The sequence below is a fragment of the Methylobacterium sp. DB0501 genome (assembly GCF_011043735.1).
Lineage (GTDB): Bacteria > Pseudomonadota > Alphaproteobacteria > Rhizobiales > Beijerinckiaceae > Methylobacterium > Methylobacterium alsaeris.
In genome coordinates this window covers 1-18508 of the sequence record NZ_JAAKGV010000027.1, presented here as the reverse complement: position 1 = coordinate 18508, position 18508 = coordinate 1, and the positions used below count along the sequence as shown (strand labels likewise).

Here is an 18508-nt window from a genome sequence, read left to right as displayed (position 1 = left end):
ACGAACGCGACGTGCTCACGTGCTCGCGCGGCTTTACTCTGGCCGGAGTGGTGACGGCGGCCGACGTCCACGGCACGTACGCGGCGGGCTGGCTTCTCGACCGCGCCGCTGATGCGGGCTGGGCGTCAGGCGGATGGGATCTACACCGGCACGCGGATGCTTGGACGGCGTCTGCTCGCAGCCGCCGAGTTCGTTCGGCACCCCGCGGAAAGCGGATAGCAACTGCGACGCCAGGGGCGGATCTAGTCGCAGCTGGGGCCTCGGATTGGGACTAGGCTGGATCGCACCCGACGTTCACAGCACGAGCCAGAGGCCCGACACGATCGCGAAGCCGAGCACCGCGCGCCGCAGCGTCCGCGCGTCGAGCGCACCATGGGCGAAGCGGCTCAGATAGGCGCCGCCCGACAAGGGCAGCGCGAGCAGCACGGCGCCCAAGAGCTGTGCCGCCGTGATCCGGCCGACGAGGGCCAGGGTGGCGATCGACAGGGTTTGGCCGAGGAGGAAGCACAGCGCGACGGTGGTGCGAAGGACGGGGCCGGAGGCGTGCTGGAAGACGAGGGCGAGCGGGGGACCGCCGATGCCCGTCGCCGTCTCGGTCACGCCGGTCACGGCGCCCGCGGCCGTGCAGGCGCGCCAGCCGGGCAGGAAGGGCGGCGCGAGCAGGGACACCAGCGCCGCCGCGAGGGTCGAGAGCCCGACCAGCACCCGCAGGCGTTCCGGCGACAGCAGGACCAGAACCGCCAAGCCCATGCCTGTGCCGACGACGCGGCCGAGCGTCACCCAGCCTGCTCCCGCGAGGTCGATGGCGCCGCGCTCTCTCATGATGACGTAGAGGCTCAGCGGGATCATCAGCAGCAGCACGGTCGTCGGGATCAGGTCCGGGGCGAGCGCGATCGCGACCGGGGCGACGATCAGCGCGAAGCCGAAGCCGATCGCGCCCTGGACGAAGCCGCCGACCGCAACCGCGGCCGCGAGCGCGGCGAAGACGGTGGGCGTCATGGACGGCGCGGTCCTGCGCGCCCGACGCGGTGGCGGGTCGAGACCGGGTGGACCCGCTGGATCGGCGCTGCGGCGACGGCGGCCTCGGCCCGCGCCGCGACCTGCGCCATCAGCCTGCGGGCGTCCCAATCGACGGGCCAGCCGCGCCAGAGCCTGAGACGGCCGGCGACGAGCACCGCCTCGATCTGGTCGCGGTTGCCCAGCCGAATCAGTTCCCAGGGCAGGTCCCAGGATGGGCGCATCTCCGGGACCGCGAGGTCGACGACGAGAAGGTCCGCCGCGAGCCCGGGGGCGATCGTCCCCGTGACGCCCCCGAGCCCGGCCGCCCGGGCACCACCGGAGGTGCCGGCCTCGAGCCAGGTCCAGCCGCCGCCGCAGGAGGAATCGCCGGTGGCCAGCCCGAAGGCGAGGCGCTGGACGGTCTCGGCCGCGTCGAGAAGGCGGAAGCCGTCGCTGCGGGTGCCATCGGTGCCGAGTCCGACCGGGATGCCGCGGGCGATCATGTCGAGCGCCGGCGCCGCGGCGTTGCCCTTCCAGACCGTGGCGACGGGGTTGTAGGCTACGGCCGCGCCGCTGTCGGCGATGCGGGCGAGTTCCGAGGGCGTGACCAGCGTGGCATGGGCGAGCAGCGTCGCCGGCCCGAGCGCGCCGACGGAGGCCAGGTGCTCGATCGGCCGCTCGCCGCGGGCGACGAGCGACCGCTCGACGGCGACGAGATGCTCGTTGGCGTGGGTCTGGAAGATCGCACCGGCCTCGCGGCAGCGTGCCGCCACGGCGGCGAGCATGCGGTCGCTCGCGACCTCGGGGATCGAGACCGCCAGCGAGGGGTGGACCAGGCCGCCGGATGGGAAGCGGGCCAGGTGAGCGTCGGCGGCAGCGAGGATCGCGTCCGGATCGCCGGCCTTGCCGCCGCCGAGGTCGTTGCAGATGAAGCCCAGCACGCAGCGCAAGCCCGCCGCCTCGGTGGCGCGCGCGATGGCTCCGACGTCACCCGCGGCCCGGGTGCCGGCATCGACGACGGTGGTGAAGCCGCCCCGCAAGGCCTCGAGCGCCGCGAGCTTCGCCGAGGCATGAACAATCTCGTCGTCGAGGCTGCTCTCGAGCGGCACCCAGATTCGCCGAAAGATCTCCGAGGGTTCGCCGAAGGCCAGCGCCTTGCCGAAACTCTGGGTGAGGTGGTGGTGGATGTCGATCAGGCCCGGCATCACCAGTCGATTCGGCAGCGCGATCCGCGGGAGATCGGGGCGCCGCCCCGCCACCGCTGCCGCCGGCCCGAGATCGGCGATCCGTCCCGCCTCCACCACGATGGCACGATCCCGCGCCGGCCCCTCCGGCAGCAGGATCTGCTCGGGTTCGAGGACGAAACCGGGACCCGCGAAGGCGTCCGGCTGAAAGGAGCCGCCTTGCGTCATGGGGTGCGGCCCGCGGTCGGCAGCGAGGCCGGTCACGGCAGGGTCACCTTCGCGGGCGCAACGCCCTTGAGCGGGGCATCGGCCACGCTCGACCGGAACAAGGCGGCACTCGGGTCCGCATCTCTCACGATGCCCCGCTCCCGGATCCATGCGCCCTCGCGGGCCATGAGGTCGAGCAGGCCGCCGTCGAGGGCGACATCATAGTGGTAATGGCCCCATCCGGCCCGGATCGCTTCGAGGGTCAGCGTCTTGCCGGCGGTCTTGGCAACGATGTCCTGCGCCCCTGCCGGGTCGCTGCTCATGAAGGCGTCGGCGCGGGTCAGGGCCCCGAGGAGCTTGGTCGCCACGGCCGCGTCCTTGGCCAGGAACTCGCGCGAGGCCGCGACCACGAAGGTCGTCGCATAGGGGGAGACCGGCAGCTCACGGTAGCGCTCGCCGAGGATGCGCCGCGCGCCTCCGAACGCATTCGGGAAGGTCGCGATCGCGTCGACGTCGCCGCGCAGGAGCGCCGGTGGCAGGTCGGGCGGGGTCAGGTTGACGATCTGTGCCTTGACGCCGGCGCGTTTCAGGTCCTCGTCGACCATGAACTGGACGTTGGTGCCGAGGGGCAGGCCGATCGTCTTGCCCGACAGGCCGGCAAGGTCGCTCGCGCCGCTGGCAGGCGTGGTGATCAACCGGTTCGCCGCGTAGCGCGAGAGCACGGCCAGAACCGAGAAGGGCTGCTTGCGCATCGTGCCGACGACGGCAGGAAACTCCGCCATGACGTTGACGTCGAGCTGGCCGCCGATCAGCGCCTCGAAGCCCTCGCGGCCTGATTGAAACGGGATGAACTTCGGCTCGATCCCAGCCTCCTTGAAGTACCCCTTCTCCGACGCGACCAGGAATTGCGGCGCGTCCATGGCGTAGGAGCCCCAGCCGACGGTGACGACCTTCTGGGCGAAGGCGGGGGCGGCGAGGACGAGCGGGAGCCCCAGCAGGAGCACGCGCAGTGTGTGGAGCATCGGAACGTCTCTCGGCTCTGGGATCGGGAGCGGGCGGTCAGCGCGCGTGGCGCAGGCGGCGCATGATGCGGTTGCGGTTCTCGAGGTAGGTCGCGTCGACGTCGTCGACCCGGCGCGGGCGCGGGCTTTCGATGTCGAGGGTCTCGACGATGCGGCCGGGGCCGGCCGACATCACGTGGATGCGGTCGGAGAGCACCAGGGCCTCGTCGACGTCGTGCGTGACGAACAGCACGGTCGTGCGGTGCGCCTCCCAGACGCCGAGCAGGAGCTCGTGCATCGAGACGCGGGTCTGGGCGTCGAGGGCCCCGAAGGGCTCGTCCATCAGCAGCACCTTGGGCCGCGAGGCCAGGGTCCGGGCGAGCGCCACGCGCTGCTTCATGCCGCCCGAGAGCTGGCCGGGATACAGGTCGCCGCGGCCCTCGAGCCCGACCTCGGCGAGGTGGGCCAGCGCCCGACTGCGCCGCTCCGCATTGGCCAGGCCGAAGCGCTTGAGCGCGAAGCCGACGTTCTGGGCGGCGGTGAGCCAGGGAAACAGCGCATATTGCTGGAACACGACCCCGACCTCCGGGTCGGGCCCCGAGACCGCCTTGCCGTCGACGTCGATGCGGCCGGAGGAGACCGGCACGAAGCCGGCGACCGCATTCAGCAAGGTGGACTTGCCGCAGCCGGACGGGCCGATCAGCGCCGTGAACGAGCCGGGCTCCAGCACGAGGCCGGTGGGCGCGAGCGCGTCGACCTGGCGGCCGCCGCTGCTCGGAAAGCGGATCGCGACGCCGTCGACGCGGACGCGGCCGCTCGGAACGGGAGCGGGGGAGGCAGCCATCGTCAGTGCTCCCAGTGGATCACGCGGCGGGACACCGCCACGAACAGGACGTCGAGGAGCGCCCCCAGGGCGCCGAGTTCGATCAGGCCCACGAACAGGCGGTCCGTGCGGAAGAACTGGCGCGACTCCTGGATGCGGTAGCCGATGCCGCTCGACGCGCCCGACAGCTCGGCGGCGACCAGGCTGAGGAAGGCGAGCGCCGCGCCCATGCGCAGGCCCGCCACGATGTGCGGGGCGGCGGCCGGCAGCACCACCTCGAAGAACTCGCGCCGCGTGCCGGCGCCGAGCGAGCGCGAGGCGCGGATGTAGGTGCCGGCGATGCCGGCCGCGCCGTGATGGGTGTTGAGCCAGACCGCCAGGAACACCGTGTAGGCGATGACGAAGTATTTCGAGCCCTCGCCGACGCCGAACCAGACGATGGCGAGCGGCACCAGCGCGATCGCCGGGATCGGCCGCAGCAGAGTGAGGAGCGGCGTCAGCGCCGCGGAGAACAACCGCGTGCGGGCGGTGAGGAGGCCGACCATGACGCCCGCGGCCGAGCCGAGAGCGAACCCGATCGCCGCCCGGCCGAGGGAGGCGGCGAGATCGGAGCCGAGTGCCCCCTCCTCCCCCAGCTCGACGGCGGCCGCCCAGACCATCGCCGGCGAGGGAAACAGCTCGCGGTTGACGAGGCCGGAGACCGTCACCAGCGTCCAGAGGCCGGCGAAGCCGAGGATCGCGAGCCCGGCCCGCAAACCCGGACCGAGCCACGCCGGCGCCGCGAGCGCAGGCAAGGAAGAACGAGCGGCCTTGTTGGCCTCTGGCACCGACGCATCTCTTGAGCTGACAGTCATGCTCGCGCTTCCGCCATTTGGGCGACGGGCCGTTGCCACGCCGCATTGCTCACGCTAGATCGGGAATAGCCAGGTATAACATGACATGACAAGTTCAAATACAGAGCAGTGTGATGAAGCTGCTGGCAGTGTGCCCACCCGCGCACCGATGGCGCTGCACGCCGCGATCCGCGAGACCCTGATGCGGGAGATCGCTTCGGGTCTCCTCAAGCCTCACGACCGGCTTCCGTCCGAGGCCGAACTGATGCGGCGCTTCGGGGTGAGCCGCATCACCGTGCGCCAGGCGCTCGGCGCGCTCGCCGCCGACGGGATGATCTTCGCCCTTCAAGGCAAGGGCTCTTTCGTGTCCTTGCCGAAGGCCGCGCAGACTCTGTCGCGGCTGGAGGGCTTCGCCGAGGCCATGGGCGCAGCGGGCCACGAGGTCTGGAACGACGTCGTCGGCTTCGGAGAGATTCCTGCCTCCCGCGAGGTCGCGGAGCGGCTGCGGCTGAAGCGGGGCGCCGCGGTCACCGAGATCCGCCGCGTCCGCCACCTCGACCGCGCACCGATCTCCTACGAGGTGACGTACCTGCCCCCCTTGATCGGCGCACGCCTCGCGAGCGCGGATCTGGCGCGCCGGGACATCTTCACCATCCTGGAGAACGACCTGGGCCGCCGTCTCGGACGCGCCGATCTCACGGTGGAGGCGGCTCTCGCCTCGGGCGAGGTCGCCCCCCTCCTCGGCATCGCCCTCAATGCGCCGGTGCTACGCATCGAGCGCCTTACCCACGACGCAGAGGGCACGCCGATCGACTTCGAGTACCTCGTCTATCGAGGCGACACGTTCCGCTATCGGCTCACCGTGGATCGGAACGTCCGATGATCCGGGAGTCGAACAGTGGTCCTCCCTCGGTTTCGAGGGCACCTCTGATACACTCGGCTCGGGCCGGGAAGGTGTTCGATGGCAAGGACACGACGCGGGTTCACCCCCGAGTTCAAACGCGAGGCGGTGGCCCTGCTTGAGAGCAGCGGCCGGTCGCCGCCGAACTCGGCATCCAGCCCTCCATGCTGCGCCAGTAGCGAACCGTGCCGATGGAGGGCTCCCCGCCAACGCGACCCGCAGGCTTGCCGGGCTCCGCTCCTGCGAGCCCGGTCGCCTCGCCGTCCGACCAGGCGGCCGAGATCGCCCGCCGGCGCCGTGAGCTCGACCGGACGGGCATGGAGCGCGACGTGCAAAAACGCGAACGGCATCTTCGCGGAGATGCCCAAAGGACGTACGCCTACATCGAGGGATACTACAATCGACAGCGCATCGACCGCGCTTGCGCCCTTTGCGGATGGTCTCGGTGGAGACACCGTAGCGCTTAGCCAGCACGCCGGAGCGCTCGTGCGAGCGGGCGATCTCGGCGCGCACGGCTGAGGTTGTGCGGGCCTTGGGGACGGATGGCGAGCATCTGCGGGCCCTCCGGGCGGCACGGTGGCACCGCCCGCGAACTGCCATGCATAGGCTTCAATCGCCCAACGCGCCGCATCCCAACGACGTTTGGCCACCCAACACACGTTCCTGATGGTCAACCTCGCGGGGTGCGTCGCTCACCACGCCTCTACAGCGACAGGTCCAGCAGCCGCCCCTCGAACAGGCGGTCGCGCGACGAGCAGATATGGCGGTGCATCCGGTCGCGAGCGGCCTCGGCGTCGCCGTCGCGGATCGACGCGAAGATGGCGCGGTGCTCGTCGAGCACGCCTTGCAGGCCGGAATTGGGCCCGAGCAGCGCCAGGCCATGGATCTTCATGCCGACGGCGATGTGCGATTGCAGCGCCTGGAGCGAGGCGCCGTAATAGTGGTTGTTCGAAGCCTCCGCGATGGCGAGGTGGAAGGCGAAGTCGGCGTCGTCGCGGTGCTGCTGCTGGCGCGTCGCGGTCGTCATCAGGTCCAGGGCGGCACCGATGCGGTCGAGCGCCGCGGCATTGCGCCGAAGCGCGGCGTAGCGGGCGGCCTCCGGCTCGATGGTGAGGCGGAACTCGTAGCAGCGCTGGATGTCCGCGATGCTCTCCACGGGCGCGTAGCCGAGGGCCGGGGCTCGCGCCTGCTGACGCACGAAGCTGCCGGCGCCCTGGCGCGACACGATGACGTTCTCACGCCGCAGCCGATCGAGCGCCGCCCGGACCACCGGGCGCGAGACCTTATAGCGTGTGGCAAGGTCGTTCTCGCTCGGCAGCTTCTGGTTCTCGGCATAGAGGCCGCCGGCGATCTCGGCGAGCAGGCCGTGGTAGACGCCGTCGGCGAGACCCGAGGGTCGCGCGGGCCCGTCCGGCTCGGACTCGACGACATCCTGAACTGCCGATTGCATGGAATCCCCTGGACTTCCCGGGCGGCCGGATCGCCGGCCACCTCGCAACAAGTATGTCGCGATCCCGGTCCCGGGCGCAAGCTTGTAAAATGTTGTCAGGCGGCCCTACGGCGCCCCGTCTCCTCGCTTGACAACCCCAGTCCTTCTCCCGTACCGAATTACAAGTTTACAACAAATTCGGCCCTTGTACGGGCACCGAAGGGGAGGAACGGGCATGCAGAACCCCGGCGGAGTGACGGACAGGCTCATCGCCCTGGTCGGGCGGACGAACGTCATCCTGCCGGTTGACGACCAGGAGCCTTACACCGTCGATTGGCGCGGCCGCTATCGCGGCGACGCCCTGGCGGTGGTTCGGCCCGGCTCGACCCAGGAGGTCGCCGAGGTTGTCAGGTTGTTAGTCGCGGCCGGCGTGGCGATCTTGCCCCAGGGCGGCAATACGGGCCTGTGCGGCGCCGCCATCCCGTCCGGCGGCCGGCCGAGCGTCATCGTCCGCCTCGATCGGATGCGGCGCATCGCCGGCATCGCCCTCACCACCTTCACCGGCGTGATGGTCAGCATCACCAAGGGCTCGTTCGTGATCCCGCTCGCGGTGGCGGGCTGCCTCGGCCTCGTGGGGGCCGCCTCCTACCTGTTCAACGTCGGCGAGATCGCTCCGCTCAAGGCCAAGGGCGACGACGACGAGGGCGGCGCGCCCGCCCCGGCCCTGGCGACCTGACGGGCGTGAGACCGATGCCGACCCTGCGCCTCCTCGCCGACGACCTCACCGGCACCCTCGACACGGCGGCCGGCTTCACCGGGCTCGTCGGGCCGGTGGAAGCCGCGTGGGTCGGCGCCGCGCTTCCCGCGAGCGGCAGCCTCGCCCTCGATACCGGGACCCGCGAGCACGACGCGGCCGCGGCGGTCCGGATCGCCGCCAGGGCGGCCCCGATGCTCGCGGGCGCCGATCTCGCCTTCAAGAAGCTCGACAGCCTGCTGCGCGGGCCCTGGGCGGCGGAGCTCGCTGCCTGTCTCGGCGGATGGCGTCATGGGGTGGTGGCGCCCGCCTTCCCCTACCAGGGCCGCCGCACCCGGGACGGCCGGCAACTCGCCCGCAGGGGTGACGGCTGGGAGGCGGTCTCGGGCAACATCGCCGAGATCCTGCGCGCGGCCGGCGTGCCGGCCCGCCGCGCGGACGTCTCGGAGGGGCTGATCGACGGCGTCGCCGTCTACGACGCGGCGGACGACGACGACCTCGACCGGATCGCCGCGCTCGGCCGGAACGCGCCGGTCCTGTGGTGCGGCAGCGGCGGCCTCGCCGGGGCGCTGGCCCGCCACGCGCCGGCCCCCGGCGACGGGCGCCTGCGCGGCCCGATCCTCGGCCTGTTCGGCTCGGACCGGCCGGAGACCGAGAGCCAGCTCGCCGCCTGCCCGGAGCACCGGCTGGTGCTGGCCGAAGGCGAATCCGCCCTGCGGGTCGCCGACCGGCTGGCGGCCGACGGTGTCGCCCTCGTCAGCCTCGCGCTCGCCCCCGGCACCGCCCGGGACGAGGCGGCGTCCCGCATCGCCGCCGCCTTCGGGCGCCTCGCCCACACCCTGCCGCCGCCCGGGACGCTGATCGTCGCCGGGGGGGAGACCCTGAAGGCCCTGTGCCTCGCGCTCGGGGCCGAATCCCTGGTCGTCACCGGGCAGGTCGTCCCGGGCCTGCCGCGCTCGCGCATGCGCGGCGGCCTGTGGGACGGCACCGCCGTCATCTCGAAATCCGGGGCGTTCGGCTCGCCCGCCGTCTGGCGCGACCTCCTGCGCGAGAACGGCCTCATTCACGAAAGGACCTGCGCGTGACCCGCCACCTCGCCATCACCATGGGCGATCCCGCCGGGATCGGCCCCGAGATCATCGTCAAGGCCGCGCACAAGCTGCGCGACCGTCTCGCCTCCGGCGACCTGAAGCTCGTCGTCGTCGGCAGCAACCCGGCGCTGAAGCGGGCGGAAAGCGCGCTCGGCCTCGGCATCGCGATTCCCGAGGTGTCGGGCACCGGCGAGTGGCCGGCGCTGTGCTGCCTCCAGGCCGATGAAGAGGGCGCGCCGATCGAGCCGGGCAAGCTCAGTGCCGATGGCGGCCGCTTCGCCTTCAAGGCGATCGAGCGGGCGGTCGGGCTCGCGCTCGACGGCACGATCGGCGGCATCGTGACGGCGCCGCTGAACAAGGAGGCGCTGAACCTCGCCGGCTACCATTATGCCGGCCATACCGAGATGCTGGCCGACCTCATCGGCGTGCGCGGCTCGGTGATGATGCTCGCCCACGGCAACATGCGGGTGAGCCACGTCACCACCCACGTCGCGCTCCAGGACGTGCCCAAGCGCCTCACCCCCGAGCGCCTGCGCCTCGTCATCGACCTCACCCACGCGGCGCTGAAGGGCATCGGCCTCGACAAGCCCCGCATCGCCATCGCGGCGCTCAACCCCCATGCCGGCGAAGGCGGATTGTTCGGCCGCGAGGACATCGACGTCAGCGCGCCGGTGATCGCCGGGAAGGTGGCGGACGGCCTCGACATCGTCGGCCCGGTCCCGGGCGACACGGTCTTCGTCAAGCTCCGGGCCGGCCAGTACGACGCGGTCGTCGCGATGTACCACGACCAGGGGCACATCCCGGTCAAGCTGCTCGGCTTCGAGGTCGACCCCGCGACCGGCCGCTGGGTCGACCTGTCGGGCGTCAACATCACGCTCGGCCTGCCGATCATCCGCACCTCGGTCGATCACGGCACCGCCTTCGACATCGCCGGCCGCGGCATCGCCAACGAGCGCAGCCTGATCGAGGCCATCGAATACGCCGAGCGGCTCGCCGCCAACGGCGCGATCACCCAGAGGAGCGCCGCATGAACCCCTTTGCGACCCCCATCGAGATCGTCCGCCCCGACATCGCCTTCGGCTCCGGCACCGTCGCGGAGGTCGGCCGCCGCGCCCGGGCGATGGGCGCCCGCACCATCCTGGTCGTCGCCGACGCCTTCAACGCCGCCCGGGTCGCCTGCCTCGACCTGCCCGGCGAGGTGCGGGTGTTCGGCGAGGTGAAGCCGGAGCCCGACATCCCGAATCTCGACCGGGCCCTGGCGCTCGCCGAGGAGATCAACCCGGATCTCGTCGTCGGCTTCGGCGGCGGCAGTGCCATGGACCTGGCGAAGCTCGTGGCGGTGCTGCCGGGCAGCGGGCAGACCCTGCACGAGGTCGTCGGTCCCGAGAAGGTGCGCGGCCGCCGCATCGGCCTGATCCAGGTCCCGACTACCGCCGGCACCGGCAGCGAGGGCGGCACCCGGGCGCTGGTCACCGATCCGGCGACGCAGAACAAGCTCGCGGTGCAGAGCCGCCACATGCTGGCCGACGCCGCGGTGATCGACCCCGACCTCACCATGACGGTCCCGCCCGCCGTCACCGCGGCGACCGGCGTCGACGCCATGGCGCATTGCGTCGAGGCCTTCACCAGCAAGAAGGCCCACCCGCTGATCGACCTCTACGCGCTGGAGGGCATCCGCCTCGTCGGCCGCTTCTTAGCCCGCGCGGTGCGCGACGGCGCCGACCGCGAGGCCCGGGCCGGGCTGGCGCTGGCCTCGCTCTACGGCGGCTTCTGCCTCGGCCCGGTCAACACCACGGCCGGCCACGCCGTCGCCTATCCCCTCGGCACCCGCCACCACATCCCGCACGGGCTCGCCTGCGCGGTGATCTTCCCGCACACGCTCGCCTTCAACGCGCCGGCGGTGCCGGAGAAGACTCGCCAGGTCATGGCGTCCCTCGGGCTGCCCGAGGCTGACGACGAGGCCTCGGTGGTCGCGGCGACGACGCGCTGGTGCGCCGATCTCGGCATCGCCATGCGCCTCTCGACCCACGGCGTGCCGGCCGGCGACCTGCCCGCCATGGCGGCCGAGGCCCACGCCATCCGCCGGCTCCTTGACAACAACCCGCGCGAGATCAGCGAACAGCAGATCCTCGCCCTCTACCACGCCGCCGGCTGAGGAACGCCCGCCATGACCGATCCTGTCTTCCCGCGCGGCGTGTTCTGCGCCGCCCTCACGCCCCTCGACCGGGACCTGAACCCGAACTACGCCGCCTTCTCCGCCCATTGCCGCTACCTGATCGAGGAGGGCTGCACCGGCGTGGCGCTTCTCGGCACCACCGGCGAGGCGAATTCCTTCTCCGCTGACGAGCGGATGCGCCTGCTCGAAGCGGCGCTCGCCGGCGGCGTCGCCCCCTCCCGGTTGATGCCCGGCACCGGCGTCGCGGCGATCCCCGAGACCGTGGCGCTCACCCGCCACGCCCTCTCGGTCGGCGTCACCACGGTCGTGCTGCCGCCGCCCTTCTACTACAAGGGCGTCTCGGAGGACGGCCTGGTCGCCGCCTATTCGCGGATCATCGAGGGGGTCGGCGACGACCGCCTGCGGGTCGTGCTCTACCACATCCCGCAGATGTCCGGCGTGCCGATCCCGCACGGGGTCATCGCGGCCCTGCGCGAGCGCTTCCCCGGCCTCGTCACCGGCATCAAGGATTCGTCGGGCGACCTCGCCCACATGACGGCCCTCGTCGAGCGCTTTCCAGGCTTCGCTGTGCTCGCCGGCGCCGACCCGCTGATGCTGCCGCTCCTCGAGAAGGGTGGCGCCGGGGCGATCACCGCCACCACCAACCTCTGCGCCCGCGACCTGCGCTTCGTCTTCGACCACCACGCCGACTTGGGCAAGGCCGACGCGGTCGCGGCGGCGCAAAGCCGGGTGGTGGCGACCCGCGAGCGCGCCTCGCGCTTTGCCCAGATGGCCTCGCTCAAGGCGCTGACGGCGGCACGGACCGGAGACGCGAACTGGCACCGCCTGCGGCCGCCGCTCATGGCCCTGACCGAGGCCGAGCGGGCGGCTTTGCTGGGCGCGGACGAAGCACTGCCCCGGGCGTCCTGACATCGGCCGGGGAACGGCGCGCGACGACGCCGGCCCGATGCCGATTTCCGGATCAAGGTCGTCCAGTCCTCCGCGTCATTCCGGGCTCCGCTTTCTCGGCCCCGGGATGACCCTGAGAGATGTCGACGAAGAGGCTGATCGCCTGACCGATCGCCCGGCCAAGAAGAACACCATCGTTTTTCCGAAACGGAAAAAACACCACCCCGAGGACACGCCCATGCACGAATTCACCGAGGGCGAGAGCCTGACCATCGCGGTCATGGTCGGCGCCTACATCCTGTTCACCGGCTGGCTGACCTTGCGCCTGCGCAGCCGCACCAACGCCCAGTTCATGACCGCGTCGCGCTCGATGCCGGCGCTCGTCGTCGGCGTGCTGCTGATGTCGGAATTCGTCGGCGCCAAGTCGACGGTCGGCACCGCCCAGGAGGCGTTCAGTTCCGGCATCGCCGCCGCCTGGTCGGTGCTCGGCGCATCGATCGGCTTCCTGCTGTTCGGACTGCTGATCGTCCGCCGCATCTACGATTCGGGCGAGTACACGATCTCAGCCGCGATCGCGCAGAAATACGGCAAGTCGACCATGATGACCGTCTCGGTAATCATGATCTACGCCCTGCTGCTGGTGAACGTCGGCAACTACATCAGCGGCGCGGCGGCGATCTCGACGGCGTTGCGCGTCAACATTCCGACCGCGATGTGCATCATCGCGGCGGTGAGCACGTTCTACTACGTGTTCGGCGGGCTGAAGGGCGTCGCCTGGGTGACGATCCTGCACAGCGCGATCAAGGTCGCGGGCATCGGCATCATCCTGTGGGTCGCGCTCTCGGCCACCGGGGGCATCGCGCCGATGCAGGCGGCATTGCCGCCCGAATACTTCACCTGGGACGGCAAGATCGGCGCGGCGACCATCTTCGCCTGGACCTTCGGCACCGTGGGGGCGATCTTCTCGACCCAGTTCATCGTCCAGGCGATCTCCTCGACGAAGAGTGCGTCCGCGGCCCGGGCCTCGGCTCTCTACGCGGCGGCGTTCTGCCTGCCGCTCGGCCTCGTGCTGGCGCTGATCGGGCTCGCGGCGAAGACGCTCTATCCGAGCATGAATAGCCTCTACGCGCTGCCGATCTTCCTCAAGACCATGCACCCGCTGCTTGCCGGCGTCGTCACCACCTCGCTCGTGGCCTCGATCTTCGTCAGCGTCAGCACCGTGGCGCTCGCCATCGCGTCGCTGGTGGTGCGCGATTTCTACGTGCCGTACTGGAAGCCGGACCCGGCCCGGGAGCTGCGCATGACCCGCGTGTTCTCGCTCGTCATCGCCGTGGTGCCGCTGGTCTTCGTGTTCTTCATCCCGGAGATCCTGAAGCTGTCGTTCTTCACCCGGGCCCTTCGCCTGTCGATCTCGATCGTCGCGATGGTCGGCTTCTACCTGCCCTGGTTCGGCTCGAACCGCGGCGCGACGCTGGGCCTGCTCGGCGCGGCGCTCGCCACCACGGTGTGGTACGCGCTCGGCAACCCCTACGGCATCGACAACATGTACGTCGCCGCCCTCGCGCCGCTCCTCGTCATGGCGGTCGAGCGCGTCTTCCGCTGGGGCGACAGCCCCAGGCGGGGCGACAAGGAGGCCGCGAAGGTCGAGCCCGCCCGTCCCGCCACTACCGCCTGACCCCGGAGAACCCCCATGCTCGACACCATCGACAAGCCGGCGAACCGCACCGGCGAGGTCCGGCCTGTCGCCAACGACCCGCTCCGCCGCGAGGCCTTCATCCCCTCCCCGTGCGTGCAGAACCACGCCGCCAACGTCATGCCGCTGCCGAACGGCGACCTCGCCTGCGTCTGGTTCGGCGGCACGCAGGAGGGCATGGCCGACATCTCGGTCTACGGGTCGCGCCTGCCCGCCGGCAGCGACACTTGGTCGGAGACGCAAAAGCTCTCGGACGATCCCACCCGCTCGGAGCAGAACCCGATCCTGTTCAACGCGCCGGCCGGCGAGCTCTGGCTGATCTGGACCGCGCAGGTTTCGGGCAACCAGGACACCGCCTTCGTGCGCCGTCGGATCTCGCACGATCACGGCGTGACCTGGGACCCGATCGAGACCCTGTTCGCGCAGCGGGAGGGATGCGGCACCTTCGTGCGCCAGCCGCCGGTGGTGCTCGACAACGGCACCTGGCTCCTGCCGATCTTCCACTGCCCGAGCGTGCCGGGCGCCAAGTGGGTCGGCGACGACGACACCAGCGCGGTGATGATCTCGTCCGATTCCGGCCGGACCTGGCGCGAGGTGCCGGTCCCGGACAGCACCGGCGCGGTGCATATGAACGTGCTGCTGCTCCACGACGGCACGCTGCTGGCACTCTTCCGCAGCCGGTGGGCCGACGCGATCCACGAGAGCCGCTCGCTGGATGGCGGTGAGACCTGGTCGGCCCCGGTGCCGACGGAACTGCCCAACAACAACTCGTCGATCCAGGCGACCGTGCTCGCCAACGGCCACGTCGCCCTGGTCTACAACGCGATCAACGCGGAAGCCGAGACCGAGCGCCGGGCCTCGCTCTACGACGAGATCGAGGACGAGGCGCCCGCGTCGGAGGCGGCCGCGGCCCCGCTCGATCCGCACAAGCGCACGGCGTTCTGGGGCACGCCGCGGGCGCCGCTGACGCTGGCGATCTCGCCCGATGGTGGCCGCACCTGGCCGCGGCGGCGCAACCTCGAGGTTGGCGACGGCTACTGCATGACCAACAATTCCCGCGACCGCTCCAATCGCGAATTGTCCTACCCCTCCGTGACCCAGACGCCGGACGGGGCGATCCACGTCGCCTTCACCTATCACCGCCAGGCGATCAAGCACGTGCGGGTGTGCGAGGACTGGGTGGCAGCCGGTGAGTGAAGCGGCTGGCATGCGCGCCCTCGTCACGGGGGCAAGCTCCGGCATCGGCGCCGCGATCGTCGCGCGGCTCCTCGGCCAGGGCTGGCAGGTGACGGGGGTGAGCCGGGGAGCGGGCGGACCGGCGCATCCGCGCTACCGCCACCTCCCGCTCGATCTCTCCGACCTCGACGCCATCGCGCCGGCGATCGGCGCACTGCGCGTCGACGCACTCGTCCACGCCGCCGGGCTGCTGCGGGTCGGCCGCCTCGGCGAGACCGCGCCGGAGGACGGGGCGGCCGGGGATTCCGCAGCGATGTGGCGACTCCACGTCGAGGCGGCGGCCCGCCTCGCCGACCTCCTGGTCCCGCGCATGGAGGCGGGCGGCCGCGTGGTCCTGATCGGCAGCCGCACCGCGACCGGCGCAGCGGGACGGGGCGCCTACGCGGCCTCAAAGGCGGCGCTCATCGGGCTCGCCCGCTCCTGGGCCGCCGAACTGATGCCCCGCGGCATCACCGTCAACGTCGTCGCCCCGGCCGCGACCGAGACCCCGATGCTGACCGATCCCTCCCGCACCGGGGTGACGCCGAAGCTCCCGCCGCTCGGGCGCTTCATCCGGCCCGAGGAGGTCGCGGCGGCGGTCGCCTACTTCCTGTCGCCCGACGCGGGGGTGGTGACGGGACAGAACTTGGTGATCTGCGGCGGCAGCTCCTTATGATACCAACAGTCGTTGAAACCGATCGTTGGTTTCATTCTGGACGTGTCGTCAAGCTCGCGGTGAACCGTCCCGGGTTTCCCGGGAGCTCCAACTTCTCAGAGGATGGAGCCATGACGAAGCGAATAGCCCCGTTTTCCCCCGAGGTGCGCGAGCGCGCCGTGCGGATGGTGCGCGACCATGAGGGCGAGCACGGGTCGCAGTGGTCGGCAATCCAGTCGATTGCCGCCAGGACCGGCTGCCCGGGCGAGACGCTGAGGAACGGGGTGCGTCAGTCCGTGCGTGATCAAGGCGTGCGACCCGGACAGACGACGGACGAGCGCGAGCGGATCAAGGCGCTGGAACGGGAGAACCGTGAGCTGCGCCAAGCCAACGAGATCCTGCGCAAGGCGTCGGCGTATTTTGCTTTTGCCGAGCTCGACCGCCGGTCGCGGCCATGATCAGCTTCATCGACGAGCACCGGGAGGTCTACGGGGTCGAGCCGATCTGCTGGGTACTGCCGATCGCCCCGTCGACCTACTCCCTGCATGCCGCCCGGCGTGCCGATCCCGACAAGCACCCGGTTCGTGCCCGCAGCGACGCCGCGTTGATGATCGAGATCCAGCGCGTGTTCGAGGCCAATTTCCGCGTCTACGGCGTGCGCAAGATCTGGCGGCAACTGCCCCGGGAGGGGACCGTGGTCGCGCGATGCACGGTAGCGCGGCTGATGCGCAAGATGGGCTTGGCGGGGGTGGCGCGCGGCAGGACCGTGCGCACCACAATCTCCGACCCGGCCGCAGCCTGCCCGCTCGATCGGGTCAACCGTCACTTCAAGGCTCCCCGGCCGAATGAACCGCCCCGGGTTTCCCGGAGGCTCCAACTTCTGAGAGGATGGAGCCATGACGAAGCGAACAGCCCCGTTTTCCCCCGAGGTACGTGAGCGCGCCGTACGGATGGTGCGCGACCACGAGGGCGAGCACGGCTCGCAATGGGCAGCGATCCAGTCGATTGCGGCCAAGATCGGCTGCTCGGGCGAGACGCTGAGGAACTGGGTGCGCCAGTCCGAGCGTGATCAAGGTGTGCGACCCGGTCAGACGACGGACGAGCGCGAGCGGATCAAGGCGCTTGAACGTGAGAACCGTGAGCTGCGCCAGGCCAACGAGATCCTGCGCAAGGCGTCGGCGTATTTCGCCATGGCGGAGCTCGACCGCCGGTCGCGGCCATGATCAGCTTCATCGACGATCATCGGACAGTCTACGGGGTCGAGCCGATCTGCAGGGTGCTGCCGATCGCCCCGTCGACCTACTACGTGCATGCCGCCCGGCGTGCCGATCCCGAGAAGCAACCAGTTCGTGCTCGCAGCGACGCCGCGTTGATGATCGAGATCCAGCGCGTGTTCGAGGCCAACTTCCGCGTCTACGGCGTGCGCAAGATCTGGCGGCAGCTGGCCCGGGAGGGGATCGTGACCGCGCGATGCACGGTGGCGCGGCTGATGCGCCGATTGGGCTTGGCGGGGGTGGTGCGGGGCAGGAGTGTGCGCACCACGATCCCCGACCCGGCCGCAGCTTGCCCCCTCGACCGGGTCAACCGCCACTTCAAGGCTCCACGGCCGAACGCCCTGTGGGTCAGCGACTTCACGTACGTGGCGACGTGGTCGGGCTTCGTCTATGTGGCCTTCGCCATCGATGTGTTCGCCCGGCGCATCGTCGGCTGGCGGGCCTCACGCAGGGCCCATGCAAGCTTCGTTCTGGATGCTCTGGAGCAGGCCCTGCACGAGCGCCGTCCCGTCCAGGGCAGCGGGCAGGTGCACCACTCGGACCGCGGCTCGCAATACTTGGCTCTACGGTACACGGAGCGCCTTATCGGTGCAGGCATCGAGCCGTCGGTCGGCAGCGTCGGCGACTCTTACGACAACGCCTTGGCGGAGACGATCAACGGCTTGTTCAAAGCGGAGGTGATCCATCGGCGCGGGCCGTGGCGCTCCTTCGAGGCGGTCGAGTACGCCACCCTGGAGTGGGTCGACTGGTACAACCACCGTCGCCTCCTCGCGCCCATCGGCAACGTCCCTCCCGCCGAGGCCGAAGCGCGCTATCATACCCACGTCGGCGACCAAGCCATGGCCGCCTGACCCAAGACAATCAGCCTCCGAAAAACCCGGAGCGGTTCAGACCGTACTGGCCCGCCAAGCCGACCAGATGCTGGGCGGACTCGACTGGGATTGCCCCGGATCGGTGGACACCGAGAACGCTTTTGCGTGAGGTGTATTTGCCATGCTGAGAACCCGTCCCCCATACCCGGCTGAGTTCCGCCGCCAGATGGTCGAGTTGGTCCGCGCCGGACGCGATCCGACCGACCTCGCCCGAGAGTTCGAGCCGTCGGCCCAAGCCATCCGCAACTGGGTGGCCGAGGCCGATCAACAGGAAGGCCGCCGGGAGGTGAAGCCCCCTGCCGTGGAGGCTGCCCTGTCGGCGAACGAGCGCGATGAGCTGCTTCGGCTGCGGCGCGAGAACCGTCAGCTGAAGCTGGAGCGCGACATCCTCTCTCGCGCGACAGCCTGGTTTGCGCGCGAGACCGGAGTTCTGCCATCGGGATCTTCCGGTTCATGAGCGAGAACCAGGCGCACTTCCCGATCGCCGTCATGGCGCGCGTGCTGGGCGTCTCG

17 protein-coding genes, 4 pseudogenes and 2 other annotated features are annotated in these 18508 nt (G+C 70.7%); of the genes and pseudogenes, 14 read left to right on the top strand and 7 right to left on the bottom strand.

Annotated features, from left to right (window positions below; all coding sequences use genetic code 11):
• Nucleotides 1-2: 2 nt before the first annotated feature.
• Nucleotides 3-159, top strand: a pseudogene (locus tag G4G93_RS30065) (IS5 family transposase); the annotation flags it as partial.
• 135 nt (nucleotides 160-294) lie between these two features.
• Here the strand turns inward: G4G93_RS30065 and G4G93_RS30060 are convergent.
• Genes G4G93_RS30060 through G4G93_RS30040 form a run of 5 tightly spaced genes read right to left on the bottom strand, consistent with a single transcriptional unit; the run spans nucleotide 295 to nucleotide 5008 of the window.
• A complete protein-coding gene (locus tag G4G93_RS30060; protein ID WP_165090357.1) occupies nucleotides 295-999 on the bottom strand; it encodes a sulfite exporter TauE/SafE family protein in 705 nt (234 codons plus the stop codon).
• Nucleotides 996-2447, bottom strand: a complete 1452-nt coding sequence (locus tag G4G93_RS30055; protein WP_312892296.1) for an amidohydrolase family protein — start codon at nucleotides 2445-2447, stop codon at nucleotides 996-998. Before G4G93_RS30055 ends, G4G93_RS30060 begins: the two co-directional genes overlap by 4 nt.
• Entirely contained in the window at nucleotides 2444-3412 is a 969-nt protein-coding gene (locus G4G93_RS30050) for an ABC transporter substrate-binding protein (protein WP_165090355.1), read from the bottom strand. The genes G4G93_RS30055 and G4G93_RS30050 overlap by 4 nt, the downstream gene beginning before the upstream one ends.
• 37 nt (nucleotides 3413-3449) lie before the next feature.
• Nucleotides 3450-4235, bottom strand: a complete 786-nt coding sequence (locus tag G4G93_RS30045; protein WP_165090352.1) for an ABC transporter ATP-binding protein — start codon at nucleotides 4233-4235, stop codon at nucleotides 3450-3452.
• A 2-nt stretch (nucleotides 4236-4237) separates the two neighbouring features.
• Entirely contained in the window at nucleotides 4238-5008 is a 771-nt protein-coding gene (locus G4G93_RS30040; protein ID WP_246737115.1) for an ABC transporter permease, read from the bottom strand.
• Between the two features lie 190 nt (nucleotides 5009-5198).
• Here G4G93_RS30040 and G4G93_RS30035 point away from each other — a divergent pair, with 190 nt between their 5' ends.
• Both G4G93_RS30035 and G4G93_RS30030 read left to right on the top strand, forming a co-directional pair.
• Nucleotides 5199-5930, top strand: coding sequence for a GntR family transcriptional regulator (locus tag G4G93_RS30035; RefSeq protein WP_206290105.1), 732 nt, complete (start codon nucleotides 5199-5201; stop codon nucleotides 5928-5930).
• A gap of 78 nt (nucleotides 5931-6008) precedes the next feature.
• A pseudogene (locus G4G93_RS30030) lies at nucleotides 6009-6406 on the top strand (transposase); the annotation flags it as partial.
• On the opposite strand, the pseudogene G4G93_RS36825 reads toward G4G93_RS30030, so the two are convergent.
• Nucleotides 6353-6485: pseudogene (locus G4G93_RS36825) on the bottom strand (IS481 family transposase); the annotation flags it as partial. The pseudogenes G4G93_RS30030 and G4G93_RS36825 overlap by 54 nt on opposite strands.
• A gap of 166 nt (nucleotides 6486-6651) precedes the next feature.
• Entirely contained in the window at nucleotides 6652-7398 is a 747-nt protein-coding gene (locus tag G4G93_RS30025; RefSeq protein ID WP_165090345.1) for a FadR/GntR family transcriptional regulator, read from the bottom strand.
• Nucleotides 7399-7612: 214 nt separating this feature from the next.
• Here G4G93_RS30025 and G4G93_RS36645 point away from each other — a divergent pair, with 214 nt between their 5' ends.
• The 11 genes and pseudogenes from G4G93_RS36645 to G4G93_RS29970 all read left to right on the top strand — a co-directional run bounded on the left by G4G93_RS36645 (nucleotide 7613) and on the right by G4G93_RS29970 (nucleotide 18452).
• Nucleotides 7613-8113: an FAD-binding protein gene (locus tag G4G93_RS36645; RefSeq protein WP_312892295.1), complete on the top strand. Its 501-nt coding sequence runs from the start codon at nucleotides 7613-7615 to the stop codon at nucleotides 8111-8113.
• A gap of 14 nt (nucleotides 8114-8127) precedes the next feature.
• On the top strand, nucleotides 8128-9216 hold the full coding sequence (locus G4G93_RS30015; protein WP_165090343.1) for a four-carbon acid sugar kinase family protein: 1089 nt from the start codon (nucleotides 8128-8130) through the stop codon (nucleotides 9214-9216).
• The gene (pdxA, locus tag G4G93_RS30010) at nucleotides 9213-10253 is read left to right on the top strand and encodes a 4-hydroxythreonine-4-phosphate dehydrogenase PdxA (RefSeq protein WP_312892294.1); all 1041 of its coding nucleotides are present in this window, start codon (nucleotides 9213-9215) and stop codon (nucleotides 10251-10253) included. The genes G4G93_RS30015 and pdxA overlap by 4 nt, the downstream gene beginning before the upstream one ends.
• Nucleotides 10250-11377, top strand: a complete 1128-nt coding sequence (locus tag G4G93_RS30005) for an iron-containing alcohol dehydrogenase (RefSeq protein ID WP_165090340.1) — start codon at nucleotides 10250-10252, stop codon at nucleotides 11375-11377. Before pdxA ends, G4G93_RS30005 begins: the two co-directional genes overlap by 4 nt.
• 12 nt (nucleotides 11378-11389) lie before the next feature.
• Nucleotides 11390-12307 (top strand): dihydrodipicolinate synthase family protein, encoded by a 918-nt coding sequence (locus G4G93_RS30000; protein WP_165090337.1) that lies wholly within the window; start codon nucleotides 11390-11392, stop codon nucleotides 12305-12307.
• Between the two features lie 217 nt (nucleotides 12308-12524).
• Nucleotides 12525-13961, top strand: a complete 1437-nt coding sequence (locus G4G93_RS29995; RefSeq protein WP_165090334.1) for a sodium:solute symporter family protein — start codon at nucleotides 12525-12527, stop codon at nucleotides 13959-13961.
• A gap of 15 nt (nucleotides 13962-13976) precedes the next feature.
• On the top strand, nucleotides 13977-15176 hold the full coding sequence (locus G4G93_RS29990; protein WP_165090331.1) for a sialidase family protein: 1200 nt from the start codon (nucleotides 13977-13979) through the stop codon (nucleotides 15174-15176).
• A gap of 10 nt (nucleotides 15177-15186) precedes the next feature.
• The gene (locus tag G4G93_RS29985; protein WP_165090328.1) at nucleotides 15187-15870 is read left to right on the top strand and encodes an SDR family NAD(P)-dependent oxidoreductase; all 684 of its coding nucleotides are present in this window, start codon (nucleotides 15187-15189) and stop codon (nucleotides 15868-15870) included.
• Nucleotides 15871-15980: 110 nt separating this feature from the next.
• Nucleotides 15981-16696 (top strand): annotated as a pseudogene (locus G4G93_RS29980) (IS3 family transposase); the annotation flags it as partial.
• Nucleotides 16262-16378 (top strand) — a sequence feature (AL1L pseudoknot). It overlaps the preceding pseudogene by 117 nt.
• 49 nt (nucleotides 16697-16745) lie before the next feature.
• A protein-coding gene (locus tag G4G93_RS29975; protein ID WP_165090325.1) for an IS3 family transposase occupies nucleotides 16746-17974 on the top strand; the annotation gives its coding sequence in 2 pieces (ribosomal slippage) (nucleotides 16746-17040 and nucleotides 17040-17974; 1230 coding nt in all).
• Nucleotides 17027-17143 (top strand) — a sequence feature (AL1L pseudoknot). It overlaps the preceding gene by 117 nt.
• A gap of 187 nt (nucleotides 17975-18161) precedes the next feature.
• Nucleotides 18162-18452: a hypothetical protein gene (locus G4G93_RS29970; protein WP_165090322.1), complete on the top strand. Its 291-nt coding sequence runs from the start codon at nucleotides 18162-18164 to the stop codon at nucleotides 18450-18452.
• The last annotated feature ends 56 nt before the right edge of the window (nucleotides 18453-18508 follow it).